Consider the following 268-nt stretch of genomic DNA (forward strand, 5'->3'; position numbering starts at 1 on the left):
CACCAACTGCAGCGCCTGCGCCACCAGCAGCAAATGCAGCGACTAATGGACCGGCAACTAATAAGCCCGTACCACCTGTTGCTACAGTCCCTACGGCAGTAAATCCGCCAATAATTGCAGCAAGAATACCACCTGAAGCCGCGCCTATAATGCCGCCTTCGGCAGCTTTAGTACCTTCGTCTACAGCAAAATCTTCCTTTGCGTATGAGTCGTTGGCTACAATACTAATATCAGCTTCATTAATACCTAAAGCTTCTAATCTATAAAT

The 268-nt window shown here is 47.4% G+C and carries 1 pseudogene; it reads right to left on the reverse strand.

The features are described 5' to 3' along the window. Window positions 1–268: pseudogene (locus AAEY57_RS20130) on the reverse strand (hypothetical protein); the annotation flags it as partial.

The organism is Pseudoalteromonas sp. MER144-MNA-CIBAN-0113 (assembly GCF_040308965.1).
In the GTDB taxonomy this organism is placed as follows: domain Bacteria; phylum Pseudomonadota; class Gammaproteobacteria; order Enterobacterales; family Alteromonadaceae; genus Pseudoalteromonas; species Pseudoalteromonas tetraodonis.